This is a genomic window from Kitasatospora sp. NPDC058965, from assembly GCF_042741245.1.
In the GTDB taxonomy this organism is placed as follows: domain Bacteria; phylum Actinomycetota; class Actinomycetes; order Streptomycetales; family Streptomycetaceae; genus Kitasatospora.
On sequence record NZ_JBHYKG010000093.1, the window covers coordinates 13,904 to 27,633 of the forward strand.

Here is a 13,730-nt window from a genome sequence, read left to right on the forward strand (position 1 = left end):
CCGTGACACCGATGACGGTGCGCGACGCTCCTGGTGGTACCGCGAGCGGTACCACGGGCCGCCGTCCCGCTGGTGGCGGCCGGTCAGCGGTGGTGTCTGCTGCCGGACCCGGGACGTGGCACTCCGAGCGAGTATACCGGCTGATCACTCACCCTCAGACCGACCGGCCACTGGGGGGCGGCGTCGCGGCGCCCGGACTCTCGCCCGGACGGCTTCTCCTCAGTCGCCGATGCTCCGCATGGACTCCTTCGTCGGCACCGCCCGGACTCGGCCCGGACACCGCTCCTTCACCCACCCCCCAGTGGCCGGTCGGTCTTGAGCCGGGCCCTGGTCCACTCCACGGTGTCGGCGTAGCGGGCCTCGGCGCCGTTGCGGGTGGGCTGGTAGTAGGCCGTCCCGTGCACCTCGTCCGGCGCGTACTGCTGGGCCGCGATCGAGCCGGGCAGGTCGTGCGGGTACTGGTAGCCCCGGCCGTGCCCGAGCTTGTCGGCGCCGCCGTAGTGCGCGTCCCGCAGGTGCGGCGGCACCGCCCCGGCCAGGCCCCGGCGGACGTCGGCCAGCGCCGCGTCGATCGCCAGGTAGGCCGCGTTGGACTTGGGCGCCAGGGCCAGGGCGATGGCCGCCTGGCTGAGGATGATCCGGGCCTCCGGGAAGCCGATCAGCGCCACCGCCTGGGCCGCGGCCACCGCGGTGGGCAGCGCGGTCGGGTCGGCCAGCCCGATGTCCTCGCTGGCCGAGATCATCAGCCGGCGGGCGATGAACCGCGGGTCCTCCCCCGCCTCGATCATCCGGGCCAGGTAGTGCAGCGTGGCGTCCACGTCGCTGCCGCGGATCGACTTGATCAGCGCGCTGGCCACGTCGTAGTGCTGGTCGCCGTCCTTGTCGTAGCGGACCGCGGCCTGGTTCACCGCGGTCTCGGTGACCGCCAGGGTGATCTCGGCCAGCCCCTGCTCCAGCGCCGCGCCGGCGGCCGCCTCCAGCGTGGTCAGCGCCCGCCGGGCGTCCCCGCCGGCCAGCCGGACCAGGTGGTCCTCGGCCTCCTGCCCGAGCACCACCGAGCCCGCCAGGCCGCGCTCGTCGACCACCGCGCGGCGGAGCAGGGCGCGGACGTCGTCGTCGGTCAGCGACTGCAGGGTCAGCAGCAGCGAGCGGGAGAGCAGCGGGGAGATCACCGAGAAGTACGGGTTCTCGGTGGTGGCGGCGATCAGGGTGACCCAGCGGTTCTCCACCGCGGGCAGCAGCGAGTCCTGCTGCGCCTTGGAGAAGCGGTGGATCTCGTCCAGGAAGAGGACGGTCTCCTTCCCGCTCATGCCGACGGCGCGGCGGGCACCCTCGATCACCGCCCGCACCTCCTTGACGCCGGCGGTGATCGCGGAGAGCTCGACGAACCGGCCCTGCACGGCCTGGCTGATCACGTGGGCGAGGGTGGTCTTGCCGGTGCCGGGCGGCCCCCAGAGGATCACCGAGCTGGTCGCGGCCGGCCCCTTGGAGCCCGCCACCAGGCGGCGCAGCGGCGACCCGTCCTTCAGCAGCTGCCGCTGCCCCGCCACCTCGTCCAGGGTCCGCGGCCGCATCCGCACGGCCAGCGGCGCCCGCCCCGGTTCGGCGGCCTGGTGCTGCTCGGCGGCGGCGGTGAAGAGGTCCGGTTCGTCCACCCCGCCACCCTAGTGCCGCGTCAGGCAACCTTCGCCCCGTCGCGACCCCCGGCACGCACTCTCGCCGCACCGGACGAAAGCCCAAGTACGACCCAGTACGAGGGCCTCCGCCCGGCACGCCGAGAGCACGCACCGGACGCCGCTCCTTGACGGGCAAAGGTTGCCTGACGCGGCACTGGTGGGCGCGGCCGACAGCCACCGGCGTGCGGCCCGGGCGGGGCCGAGCGGGCGGGGTGGACCGAGCGGGGTCAGCCGAGCTGGTAGAACCCGAAGATCAGCAGCCCGACGAACCCCGACATCAGCAGCACCGAGCCCACCAGGTTGAACCAGAGCCGGCCCTCGCTCTCGGGCTCGGCGGGCCTGTCGTACCTCTCGTACCGGTCGTACGGCGCGGCGAAGGCCGGCTGCGGGGCGCGGGCCGGGACGGCGGGTGCCGGGGCGTGGCCGGGCGGCGCCGCCGGGACGTACGTCGCCGTCGGCGCGTACCCGGGCGGCACCGGGGACCCGGGCCGGGCGTCCGCCGGCGCCTCCCGTGCCGGGCCGAGCCGCTGGGTCCCGAGCACCGGCGCCTGCGAGTCCAGGTTGATCAGCTCGCTCGCCTCCCGCAGCAGCCGCTGCAGCAGCCGCGCCCCCAGCCACTCCTGCTCCAGCAGCACGGCCGAGCCCTGCGGCGCGAGCACCGCCGCCAACCGCTCCGGTGCCGGGCGCAGCTCCGCCTCCTTCTGCAGGCAGCTCAGCGCGATGGCGCGCAGTTCGCCCCCCAGCTCCCCGAGGTCGGGCTCGCCCTGCACCACGTTCTGCGTCAGCACGTACTCGCTCTGCCCGCGGAACGGATCGCGCCCGGTGGCCGCGAAGACCATCACCGCGCCGAGCTGGAAGAGGTCCGACGCGGGGCCCACCGGATCGGCGCGGTGCTGCTCCGGCGACATGTACGAGAGCGTGCCGATCGCGTAGCCGGTCCTGGTCAGCCCGGCGGTGGCACTGCCGTCCAGTGCGCGCGCGATGCCGAAGTCGATCAGGCGCGGCCCCTCCGCGGAGAGCATCACGTTGGAGGGCTTGATGTCCCGGTGGACCAGGCCGCGGGCGTGCACCCAGGCCAGCGACTCCGCCAGCCCGGCGGCCAGCGCCCGCACGCCCTGCTCGCTGAGCGGCCCGAACTGCGTCACGGCCTCCTGCAGCGTCAGGCCCGTGATGTAGGCCGTCGCCACCCACGGTTCCGCGGACTCGGTGTCCGCGTCCAGCACCGCTGCCGTCCACTCCTCGCCGACCCGTTGGACCGCGGCCACCTCGCGCTGGAACCGCTTCCGGAACTCGGGCTGGCTCGCGATCCTGGTCAGGATCCGCTTGATCGCCACGAAGCGCCCGCCCGGGCTGCGCCCCAGGTAGACCTGGCCCATCCCGCCCGCGCCCAGTCGGCGCAGCACCTGGTACGGCCCGACCGTCGCCGGGTCGCCCGGCTCCAGCGGCTTCATTCGCCCTCCCCCGAGCTGCAGCTGACGCGCCATCATGGCACAGGCCGGATCACCGGTCCCGTCGCGCCGCCCGCTCTGCCAGCTCCGCCGCGTGGTCCGGCACGTACGTCTGCAGGTCGCGCGGCGGCCGCCGGTACCCCGTGGCCGGCGGCCGGGCCGGCAGCGCCACCGGCGGCTTGGTCACGTCGCGGTAGGGCAGCGTGGAGAGCAGGTGCGCGATCATGTTGATCCGGGCCCGCCGCTTGTCGTCGCTCTCCACCACGTACCAGGGCGACTCGGGGACGTCGGTGTGCAGGAACATCTCGTCCTTGGCCCGGGAGTAGTCCTCCCACCGGCTGATCGACTCGGTGTCCATCGGGGAGAGCTTCCAGCGCTTCATCGGGTCGCCCAGCCGGGCCCGGAAGCGCTGCTCCTGCTCCACGTCGCTGACCGAGAACCAGTACTTGCGCAGCTCGGTCCCGGCCTCGATGAGCATCCGCTCGAAGGTCGGGCACTGGTGCAGGAACTGCCAGTACTCCTCCTCGCTGCAGAACCCCATCACCCGCTCCACCCCGGCGCGGTTGTACCAGCTGCGGTCGAACAGCACGATCTCCCCGGCGGCCGGCAACTGCTCGACGTACCGCTGGAAGTACCACTGGCCGCGCTGGCGCTCGGTGGGCGCGGGCAGCGCGACGATCCGGGCCAGCCGGGGATTGAGGAACTCGGTGACCCGCTTGATCGCCCCGCCCTTCCCGGCCGCGTCCCGCCCCTCGAACACCACCACGAGCCGCACCCCCTCGACCCGCACCCACTCCTGCAGCTTGACCAGCTCGTGCTGCAGCCGGAGCAGCTCGCTCTCGTAGCTCTTCTTGTCGAGTCGGGGCAGTTCGGTCACGGGGCGCGCCTCCGGAGGACGGGTGCTGATGATCCCTCAGGTTAGGCCGGATCACCGGCTTCCGCCCGTCACCCGGCGGCTCGGCCCCGCAGCAGCATCGCCGGGTCGAGTTCCAGCGCGAACGGATCGTCCAGCACCGCGCGCTCGCCCACCTGGACTAGGCGGTCCTGGTAGGTACCGCTCTCCAGGCGGCCGAGGTGGAACCGCGGGGCCGGGTCGAACTCGACCCGCCAGTAGTGCGGAATGCCTGCGGCGGCGTACAACGAGGGCTTGAGCCGCTTGTCACTGACCCGGGTGGACAGCGAGGCGATCTCGATCACCACGGCGACGTCGTGCGCGCTCAGGGTCAGGCCGGCCTTCTCGACCGCTCGGGCGTCGGCGATGACCAGATCGGGGAGGAGCAGGCCGTCCGGGACGACGACGTTGACGGCCCCCAGTACCTCGTACGGCGCTCCGGCTGCCTCGACGGCGGCCTCCAGGAACGCGTACAGGCAGTAGCTGGCGCGCTGGTGCGGGACAGCGGGGTTGGGACTCATCAACAGCGCCCCGCCGACCAGTTCGATCCGGTGGTGGGAGTCCTCGGGCAGAGCCAGGACGTCCTCCAACGTCCAGGGCCCGCTGTGCTGCTCGACGGCCTCAGCGCTCACGGCCCTGCCACCTCCTCCAGCACCTGCCCGCGTTCTCCGCCGCCCGGCACTACGGCGAACGAGTGACGGTGCTGTCCCGTCACGGTAGGACAGGACAGCACCGTCAGGAGTCGGAGCGCGCCGGGGTCAGCCCTCGGTGGCCGCCTTGGCCTCGGCCTCGGCCTTGGCCTCGCTCTTGGGGGTGGCGTCCACGCCGGCCTCCTTGCGCTGGGCCGCGGTGATCGGCGTCGGCGCACCGGTCAGCGGGTCACCGCCGGTGGAGGTCTTCGGGAAGGCGATGACGTCCCGGATGGTGTCGTAGCCGCCGAGCAGCGTGACGATCCGGTCCAGGCCGAAGGCCACCCCGCCGTGCGGCGGCGGGCCGTAGTTGAAGGCGTCCAGCAGGAAGCCGAACTGCGAGGCCGCCTCCTCCTCGGACAGGCCGATCGCCTCGAAGGCGCGCTTCTGCACGTCGCGCTGGTGGATACGGATCGAACCGCCGCCCAGCTCGGAGCCGTTGAGCACCAGGTCATAGGCGTTGGAGAGCGCGCTGCCCGGGTCGGTGTCGAAGCTGGCCAGCGACTCGGCGGTGGGCGCGGTGAACGGGTGGTGCACCGCGTGCCAGCCCTGGAACTCGCCCTTCTCGTCCTCGATCGGCTCGAACATCGGGAAGTCGACCACCCAGAGGAAGGCCCACTGCGACTCGTCGATCAGGTCGCAGCGGCGGCCGATCTCCAGGCGGGCGGCGCCCAGCAGCTCCTGCGAGGCGGTCCGCTTGCCGGCCGCGAAGAAGATCGCGTCGCCGTTCTTGGCGCCGGCGGCGGCGGCCAGGCCGGCCAGGTGCTCCTCGGAGAGGTTCTTGGCCACCGGGCCGCGCAGCTCGCCGGTCTCCTCGTCGATCAGCACGTAGGCCAGGCCGCGGGCGCCGCGCGCCTTGGCCCAGTCCTGCCAGGCGTCCAGCTGCTTGCGCGGCTGCGAGGCGCCGCCCGGCATCACCACGGCGCCGACGTACGGCGCCTGGAAGACCCGGAACTCGGTGCCCTTGAAGTACTCGGTGAGGTCGGCCAGCTCCTGGCCGAACCGCACGTCCGGCTTGTCCGAGCCGTACCGGGACATCGCGTCCGCGTAGGACAGCCGCGGCAGCGGGTTGGGCAGCTCGTACCCGTGCACCTCGCGCCAGACGGCACCGACGATCTTCTCGCCGAGGGCCAGGATGTCCTCCTGGTCGACGAACGAGGCCTCGATGTCCAGCTGGGTGAACTCCGGCTGCCGGTCGGCGCGGAAGTCCTCGTCGCGGAAGCAGCGGGCGATCTGGTAGTACCGCTCCATGCCGGCCACCATCAGCAGCTGCTTGAACAGCTGCGGGGACTGCGGCAGCGCGTACCAGTGCCCCGGCTGCAGGCGGACCGGGACCAGGAAGTCGCGGGCGCCCTCGGGGGTGGAGCGGGTCAGGTACGGGGTCTCGATGTCGAGGAAGTCGTTCTCCTCCATCACCCGGCGGATGATGTTGTTGACCTTCGAGCGCAGCCGCAGCGCCTTGGCCGGGCCCTCGCGGCGCAGGTCCAGGTAGCGGTAGCGCAGCCGGACCTCCTCGTTGACCGTGCCCGGCTCGTACTCGGCCACCTGGAACGGCAGCGGCGCGGCCTCGGAGAGCACCTCGATCGAGCTGACCACGACCTCGACGGCGCCGGTGGCGATGTCGGGGTTCTCGTTGCCCTCCGGGCGCACCCGGACCTCGCCGACCACCTTGACGCAGTACTCGGCGCGCAGGCCGTGCACCGACTCCAGGTCGCGGACCACGACCTGCACGGTGCCGGAGGCGTCGCGCAGGTCGATGAAGGCCACGCCACCGTGGTCGCGGCGGCGGGCGACCCAGCCGGCCAGGGTGACGGTCGCTCCGGCGTGCTCCGCGCGGAGCGTGCCCGCGTCGTGCGTGCGGATCACAGCTGCTTCTCCTTCAGGGTGGTGACGAGTGCGTCGAGGGGGACGGCGGTCTGCTCGCCGGTGGTCATGTCCTTCAACTGCACGACGCCCTCGGCCAGGTCGCGGTCGCCCGCGATCAGCGCGAACCGGGCGCCGGAGCGGTCGGCGGACTTCATGGCGTTCTTGATGCCCTTGACGCCGAACGCCAGGTCGGTGGCCACGCCGGCCCGGCGCAGCTCGGTGACCTTGGCGAAGAGCAGGTTCTTGGCCTCCTCGCCGAGCGCCACCGCGTACACCGAGGTGGCCGCGGGCAGGTCCAGGGTGATCTGCTCGGCCTCCAGGGCCAGGTAGATCCGGTCCACGCCGAGGCCCCAGCCGACCGAGGGCAGCGAGGGGCCGCCGAGCATCTCGGCCAGGCCGTCGTAGCGGCCGCCGCCGCCGATCGCGGACTGCGCGCCCAGACCGTTGTGCACGAACTCGAAGGTGGTGCGGGTGTAGTAGTCCAGGCCGCGGACCAGCTTGGGGTCGTCGACGAACTCCACCCCGGCGGCGGTCAGCAGGGCGCGGACCTGCTCGTCGTAGGCCTTGCAGTCCTCGCACAGGAAGTCGCGCAGCAGCGGGGCCCCGGTCAGCTGGGCCTGCACCGCCTCGCGCTTGTCGTCCAGCACCCGCAGCGGGTTGATCTCGGCCCGCTGCCGGGTGTCCTCGTCCAGGTCGAGGCCGCGCAGGAAGTCCTGCAGCGCGGCCCGGTAGACCGGGCGGCACTGCTTGTCGCCCAGGCTGTTGAGCAGCAGCCGGTAGTCGCGCAGGCCGAGCGCGCGGAACGCGTCGTCGGCCAGGATGATCAGCTCGGCGTCCAGCGCCGGGTCCTCGGCGCCCAGCGCCTCGGCGCCGACCTGGGAGAACTGCCGGTAGCGGCCCTTCTGCGGGCGCTCGTAGCGGTAGAAGTTGCCCGAGTACCAGAGCTTGACCGGCAGGTTCCCCTGCTTGTGCAGGTTGGCCTGGAGCACCGCGCGGACCACCGACGCGGTGCCCTCGGGGCGCAGCGCCAGGTCCTCGGAGCCGCGCTTGGTGAGGGTGAACATCTCCTTGGTGACGATGTCGGTGGACTCGCCGACGCCGCGGGAGAAGAGCTTGGTGTCCTCGAAGACCGGGGTCTCGATGTAGCCGTACCCGGCCCGGCGCAGCGGGGCGGCCAGCGCCTGACGGACCGCCAGGAAGGTCGCGGAGCTGGGCGGCAGCAGGTCGTAGGTGCCCTTGGGGGCGGTGAAGGTGCTCAACTTCTCTTCCGTCACATTCCTCGTCGCGGGGCCGCGGGGCCCTCGGCCAACCCGGCGGCCTGCTGGAGGTAGGGGTTGGTGGCACGCTCGCGGCCGATGGTGGTCTGGTTGCCGTGGCCGGACAGGACCACGGTGGCGTCGTCGAGGGGCAGGCAGACCCGGGCCAGCGACCGCATGATCGCCTCGTGGCTGCCGCCCGGGAAGTCCGTGCGCCCGATGGAGCCGGCGAACAGCAGGTCGCCCGAGAAGAGAACCGGCGGGATCTCCTCGGTGGCGGGCGTCCGGAAGGTCACCGACCCCTTGGTATGGCCGGGCGCGTGGTCGACGGTCAGCTCCAGACCGGCCAGCCGCAGCACCGCGCCGTCGGTCAGCTCGCGCAGGTCGCTGGGCTCGCCCAGGGTCAGCTCGCCGAGCAGCTGCGCGCCGATCGAGCGGCCGAGCGCCTTCTCCGGATCGGTCAGCATGAACCGGTCCTCGGGGTGCAGGTAGGCCGGCACGTCCTTGGCGCCGCAGACCGGGACCACCGAGGCCACGTGGTCGATGTGACCGTGCGTGAGCACCACCGCGACCGGCTTGAGCCGGTGCTCGCGGATCATCTCCTCGACCCCGGCGGTCGCCTGGTGGCCGGGGTCGACGATCACGCACTCCTCGCCGGCGGCCGGCGCGACCAGGTAGCAGTTGGTGCCCCAGGCTCCGGCGGGAAATCCGGCGATGAACACGGCAGTCCTTTGAAGTCTCGGGGCGGAAGAGGTCCTCCCCGCAGCCTACCGGCGGTAAGGCACCGGTTGCGAACCGGATAGGACCGTGCCGGGGGACGGGCTGCTGGTGAGGGCACCGGCGGGTGGTTCGTGGCCGCTTTTCTGGAGCGCTCACCGTCTTCTTAGCCGTCCGGTCCTTACACTGGGCCGCCGGTGGATGCGATGATCCGCCGGAGACACGTATTCGACCCCAGCGTGCAGCGCGAACGAGGAGACAGACCCCGGTGGTCAACAGCGAACAGCGGCGGCGGCAGCTCGCCCGCGAGAAGTACGAGCGGCAGCAGAAGAACCGCGTCGAGGCCGCGTCCAGGGCCAAGCGCCGCAACGCGGTCATCGGCGGTGCGGTCGCCCTGGTCGTGGTGGCCGGCGGTACCGCCTTCGCGACCGGTGTCTTCAAGTCCGACGACAAGAAGAGCGACACCGCCAACGCCGCGCCCACCCAGGCCGCCCCCTCCGCGAGCCCGGTCGACGTCAAGGGCTGCACCGCCCCGCAGGCCGGTGCCCCGAACAAGAAGCAGTGGCAGACCGAGCCGGCCATGACGATCGACGCCAAGGCGACCTACACGGCCACCCTGGACACCAGCTGCGGCCAGGTGGTCTTCACCATGGACGCGGCCAAGGCGCCGCACACCGTCAACTCGTTCAACTTCCTGTCGGGTGAGCAGTACTTCGACCACACCAAGTGCCACCGCCTGACCACCCAGGGCATCTACGTCCTGCAGTGCGGCGACCCGACCGCCACCGGCTCCGGCAGCCCGGGCTACAAGTTCCAGGACGAGAACCTGACCGGCGCCACCTACCCGGCGGGCACCGTGGCGATGGCCAACTCCGGTGCCAACACCAACGGCAGCCAGTTCTTCCTGGTCTACAAGGACACCCAGCTGCCGCCGAACTACACCCCGTTCGGCAAGATCACCGGCGGCCTGGACGTGCTGACCAACATCGCCGGCGGCGGCGAGAACGACGCCAACGGCCCGGGCGACGGTGCGCCGAACGCGACCGTGGTGCTGAACAAGGTCACCACCGTCAAGAGCTGAGCGGCATCCGCGCCCGCCGCGCGAATTGGCCGGGCCCGGATGCGGACAGCACCGGGCCTGGTCGCCTATGTTGCTGTTGTGTAGGGTGCCCTGACCCGCTAGCCGTCACCCTCGGCAGCGAACCGGGTGGGCGGGGACGGCGGGCCATCGGTCCGCCGCACATTCAACTGTGGACGACGTGCGCCGCGCCGTGAGCGGTCGGCGGCACGTCATGTGGAGGAGGCGCTGTGAGCAGCGACCCGTGGGGCCGTGTCGACGAGCAGGGGACCGTCTACGTCAGGACCGCCGACGGCGAACGCGTCGTCGGTTCCTGGCAGGCGGGCTCTCCCGACGAGGCCCTCGCCTACTTCGAGCGCAAGTACCAGGGCCTGGCGGCCGAGATCGCCCTGCTCGAGCACCGGGTGCGCAAGACCGACCTGGCTGCCAAGGACGCGCAGACGGCGCTGGACCACCTGCGCGCCCAGGTGGTGGAGGCGCACGCGGTCGGCGACCTGGACGCCCTCGCCAAGCGGCTGGACACCCTCGCGGGTGAGATCGAGTCGCGCCAGGTCGAGCGCCGGGCGGCCCGGGCCAAGGCGGCCGACGAGACCCGCACCGCCAAGGAGGCGCTGGTCACCGAGGCCGAGCAGCTGGCCGAGTCGACCCAGTGGCGGGAGGCCGGCGACCGGCTGCGCGCCCTGGTGGACACCTGGAAGGGCCTGCCCCGGCTCGACCGCAAGAGCGACGACGAGCTGTGGCACCGCTTCTCGCACGCCCGCTCGGTCTTCTCCAAGCACCGCAAGGCGCACTTCGCCCAGCTGGACGCCGAGCGCGACCACGCCCGGGCGGTCAAGGAGCGGCTGGTCACCGAGGCCGAGGCGCTCTCCAGCTCCACCGAGTGGGGCGACACCGCGGCCCGCTACCGCGACCTGATGGCGCAGTGGAAGGCCGCCGGTCGGGCCCAGCGGGACGCCGAGGACGAGCTGTGGGCGCGGTTCCGCGGCGCCCAGGACGTCTTCTTCCAGGCCCGTTCGGCGATCTTCAGCGAGCGGGACGCGGAGCAGTCCGCGAACCAGAAGCTGAAGGAGGCGCTGGCCACCGAGGCCGAGGCGATCCTGCCGATCACCGACCTGAAGGCGGCCAAGGCGGCGCTGCGCGACATCAACGAGCGCTGGGAGGCGATCGGCCACGTCCCGCGCGACGCCAAGCCGAAGCTGGACGGTCGGCTGAACACGGTCGAGCGGGCCATCCGCGAGGCCGAGGACGCCGAGTGGCAGCGGTCCAACCCGGAGGCCAAGGCCCGTGCCACCGGCATGACCAGCCTGCTCCAGGCCGCCGTGGACAAGCTCCAGGGCGAGCTGGACAAGGCGCGCGCGGCCGGCAACGCGAGCAAGGTCGCCAAGCTGGAGGGCGAGCTGGCGGGCCGTCAGGCGCTGCTCGACCAGGCGCTCAAGAGCCTGGAGGAGTTCAGCGGCTGACCCGCCGCCAGGACGAACGGGGAGGGCCCCACCGCCGCGGCGGTGGGGCCCTCCCCGTTGCTCCGGGCTACTTGCGGGCCGAGGTGACCCGGTAGACGTCGTAGACGCCCTCCACCCCGCGCACCGCCTTGAGCACGTGGCCCAGGTGCTTGGGGTCGCCCATCTCGAAGGTGAACCGGCTCATCGCCACCCGGTCGCGCGAGGTCTGCACCGCGGCCGACAGGATGTTGACGTGCTGGTCGGACAGCACCCGGGTGACGTCGGACAGCAGCCGGGACCGGTCCAGCGCCTCCACCTGGATCGCCACCAGGAAGACCGAGGACTGGGTCGGCGCCCACTCGACCTCGATCATCCGCTCGGGCTGCTGGGTCAGCGAGTCCACGTTGACGCAGTCCGCGCGGTGCACCGACACCCCGTTGCCGCGGGTCACGAAGCCGACGATCGGGTCGCCCGGCACCGGGGTGCAGCACCGCGACAGCTTGACCCAGACGTCGTCCACGCCCTTGACGATGATCCCCGGGTCGCCCTTGGCCCGGCGCCGGCGCTGCGCGCGGTTCTCGTGGCCGGGCACCGTGGCGGTCTCGGCGAACTCCTCGGTCGCGCCCTCCTCGCCGCCGAGCGCCTGGACCAGCTTCTGCACGATCGACTGCGCCGAGACGTGCCCCTCGCCGATCGCCGCGTACAGCGAGGAGATGTCGGGGTAGCGCATCTCGTGCGCGAGGGTGACCAGCGAGTCGCCGGTGAGGATCCGCTGGATCGGCAGGCCCTGCTTGCGCATCGCCCGGGCGATCGCGTCCTTGCCCTGCTCGATCGCCTCCTCGCGGCGCTCCTTGGAGAACCAGGCCTTGATCTTGTTGCGGGCCCGCGGCGACTTGACGAAGGTCAGCCAGTCCCGGGACGGGCCGGCGCCCTCCGCCTTGGAGGTGAAGACCTCGACCGCGTCGCCGTTCTCCAGCGTCGACTCCAGCGGCACCAGCCGCCCGTTGACCCGGGCGCCGATGCACCGGAAGCCGACCTCGGTGTGCACCGCGAAGGCGAAGTCGACCGGGGTCGCACCGGCCGGCAGTGCTATCACGTCGCCCTTGGGCGTGAAGACGAAGACCTCGTTGTTGGACAGGTCGAAGCGCAGCGACTCGAGGAACTCGCTCGGGTCCTCGGTCTCCTTCTGCCAGTCCAGCAGCTGGCGCAGCCAGGCCATCTCGTTGACCGCGCCGGCCTTGTCCTCCTTGCGGACCTGGGTCGGGGTGTCGGTGCGCACCTTGGAGGCGCCGGCCACCGCGCGCTGCTTGTACTTCCAGTGCGCGGCGATGCCGTACTCGGCCCGGCGGTGCATGTCGAAGGTGCGGATCTGCAGCTCGACCGGCTTGCCCCCGGGACCGATCACCGTGGTGTGCAGCGACTGGTACATGTTGAACTTGGGCATCGCGATGTAGTCCTTGAACCGGCCGGGGACCGGGTTCCACCGCGCGTGGATGGTGCCGAGCGCCGCGTAGCAGTCGCGCACCGTGTCGACCAGGACCCGGATGCCCACCAGGTCGTAGATCTCGGCGAAGTCGCGGCCACGGACGATCATCTTCTGGTAGACCGAGTAGTAGTGCTTCGGCCGGCCGGTGACCGAGGCGGAGATCCGGGCCCCGCGCAGGTCGTGCTGGACCTGGTCGATCACGGTGGCCAGGTACTCGTCCCGCTTCGGGGCGCGCTCGGCGACCAGGCGCACGATCTCGTCGTACATCTTGGGGTAGAGGATGGCGAAGGCCAGGTCCTCCAGCTCCCACTTGATGGTGTTCATGCCCAGCCGGTGCGCCAGCGGGGCGTAGATCTCCAGGGTCTCGCGGGCCTTCTTCTCCTGCTTCTCCCGCTTGAGGTACCGCATGGTGCGCATGTTGTGCAGCCGGTCGGCCAGCTTGATCACCAGGACCCGGGGGTCCTTGGCCATCGCGACCACCATCTTGCGGACCGTCTCCGCCTGCGCGGCCTCGCCGAACTTGACCTTGTCCAGCTTGGTGACGCCGTCCACCAGCAGCGCCACCGAGTCGCCGAAGTCCTGGCGCAGCGTCTCCAGGCCGTAGTCGGTGTCCTCGACGGTGTCGTGCAGCAGGCCGGCCATCAGGGTCGGCGCGTCCATCCCGAGCTCGGCCAGGATGGTGGCCACCGCGAGCGGGTGGGTGATGTAGGGGTCGCCGCTCTTGCGCTTCTGGCCGCGGTGCCAGCGCTCGGCCACCGTGTAGGCCCGCTCGATGTCGCGCAGCAGCACCGGGTCGGCCTTCGGGTCGTTGGCCCGGATGCTGCGGAAGAGCGGCTCCAGCACCGGGTTGAGCACCGCGGTGCGCTGGCCGCCGAACCGGGCCAGCCGGGCCCGCATGCCGCCGCTGGACGCGCCGGAGCGCAGCGCCGGGGCCACCGCGCGGGCCAGGCCCGACGGCGTCGCGGGGCGCGCGCCGGTGCTGCCGGACGACGCGGGCTCGCCCGGCGTCTGGCTGGTGGGCGCTGTGGCCGTGGGCTGGGCCTCGTCGGGCAAGGGCACTCCTCGGTACGCACCGGATGAACCTTCATCGTACCGAGCGGGAACGCCCGGCGTTCCGCTGCCGGAGGGGTGACATGCGGAGAGCGGTGAACGCGTGCGCGGTCAACGCTCTCCGTGTCGGGAA

General features: G+C 72.1%; 10 protein-coding genes. 2 read left to right on the top strand and 8 right to left on the bottom strand.

What is annotated here, in order from left to right; all coding sequences use genetic code 11:
- Positions 1-287: 287 nt before the first annotated feature.
- The 7 genes from ACFW1A_RS17705 to ACFW1A_RS17735 all read right to left on the bottom strand — a co-directional run bounded on the left by ACFW1A_RS17705 (position 288) and on the right by ACFW1A_RS17735 (position 8,549).
- Positions 288-1,655, bottom strand: a complete 1,368-nt coding sequence (locus ACFW1A_RS17705) for a replication-associated recombination protein A (RefSeq protein WP_380410006.1) — start codon at positions 1,653-1,655, stop codon at positions 288-290.
- 248 nt (positions 1,656-1,903) lie between these two features.
- Complete coding sequence (locus ACFW1A_RS17710) at positions 1,904-3,127, bottom strand: serine/threonine-protein kinase (protein WP_380410007.1); 1,224 nt, start codon at positions 3,125-3,127, stop codon at positions 1,904-1,906.
- Positions 3,128-3,176: 49 nt separating this feature from the next.
- A complete protein-coding gene (gene ppk2 / locus ACFW1A_RS17715) occupies positions 3,177-4,001 on the bottom strand; it encodes a polyphosphate kinase 2 (protein ID WP_380410008.1) in 825 nt (274 codons plus the stop codon).
- Positions 4,002-4,069: 68 nt separating this feature from the next.
- The gene (locus ACFW1A_RS17720) at positions 4,070-4,648 is read right to left on the bottom strand and encodes a Uma2 family endonuclease (protein ID WP_380410009.1); all 579 of its coding nucleotides are present in this window, start codon (positions 4,646-4,648) and stop codon (positions 4,070-4,072) included.
- Between the two features lie 126 nt (positions 4,649-4,774).
- A complete protein-coding gene (gene aspS, locus ACFW1A_RS17725) occupies positions 4,775-6,571 on the bottom strand; it encodes an aspartate--tRNA ligase (RefSeq protein ID WP_380410010.1) in 1,797 nt (598 codons plus the stop codon).
- Positions 6,568-7,830: a histidine--tRNA ligase gene (gene hisS, locus ACFW1A_RS17730; RefSeq protein ID WP_380410011.1), complete on the bottom strand. Its 1,263-nt coding sequence runs from the start codon at positions 7,828-7,830 to the stop codon at positions 6,568-6,570. Before hisS ends, aspS begins: the two co-directional genes overlap by 4 nt.
- Before the next feature lie 11 nt (positions 7,831-7,841).
- Positions 7,842-8,549 (bottom strand): MBL fold metallo-hydrolase, encoded by a 708-nt coding sequence (locus ACFW1A_RS17735; protein ID WP_380410012.1) that lies wholly within the window; start codon positions 8,547-8,549, stop codon positions 7,842-7,844.
- A 263-nt stretch (positions 8,550-8,812) separates the two neighbouring features.
- Between ACFW1A_RS17735 and ACFW1A_RS17740 the strand changes: the two genes are divergently transcribed.
- The gene (locus tag ACFW1A_RS17740) at positions 8,813-9,625 is read left to right on the top strand and encodes a peptidylprolyl isomerase (RefSeq protein ID WP_380410013.1); all 813 of its coding nucleotides are present in this window, start codon (positions 8,813-8,815) and stop codon (positions 9,623-9,625) included.
- Positions 9,626-9,852: 227 nt separating this feature from the next.
- Positions 9,853-11,082 carry a DUF349 domain-containing protein gene (locus ACFW1A_RS17745; protein ID WP_380410014.1) on the top strand — a complete coding sequence of 410 codons (1,230 nt, stop codon included), beginning with the start codon at positions 9,853-9,855 and terminating at the stop codon, positions 11,080-11,082.
- A gap of 67 nt (positions 11,083-11,149) precedes the next feature.
- Here ACFW1A_RS17745 and ACFW1A_RS17750 read toward each other — a convergent pair whose 3' ends face one another.
- Complete coding sequence (locus ACFW1A_RS17750; RefSeq protein WP_380410015.1) at positions 11,150-13,606, bottom strand: RelA/SpoT family protein; 2,457 nt, start codon at positions 13,604-13,606, stop codon at positions 11,150-11,152.
- Positions 13,607-13,730: the final 124 nt, after the last annotated feature.

Excerpts from the sequence above, each read along its gene's own strand:
- ACFW1A_RS17710 (WP_380410007.1), bottom strand. The coding sequence starts at position 3,127 with ATGAAGCCGCTGGAGCCGGGCGACCCGGCGACGGTCGGGCCGTACCAG.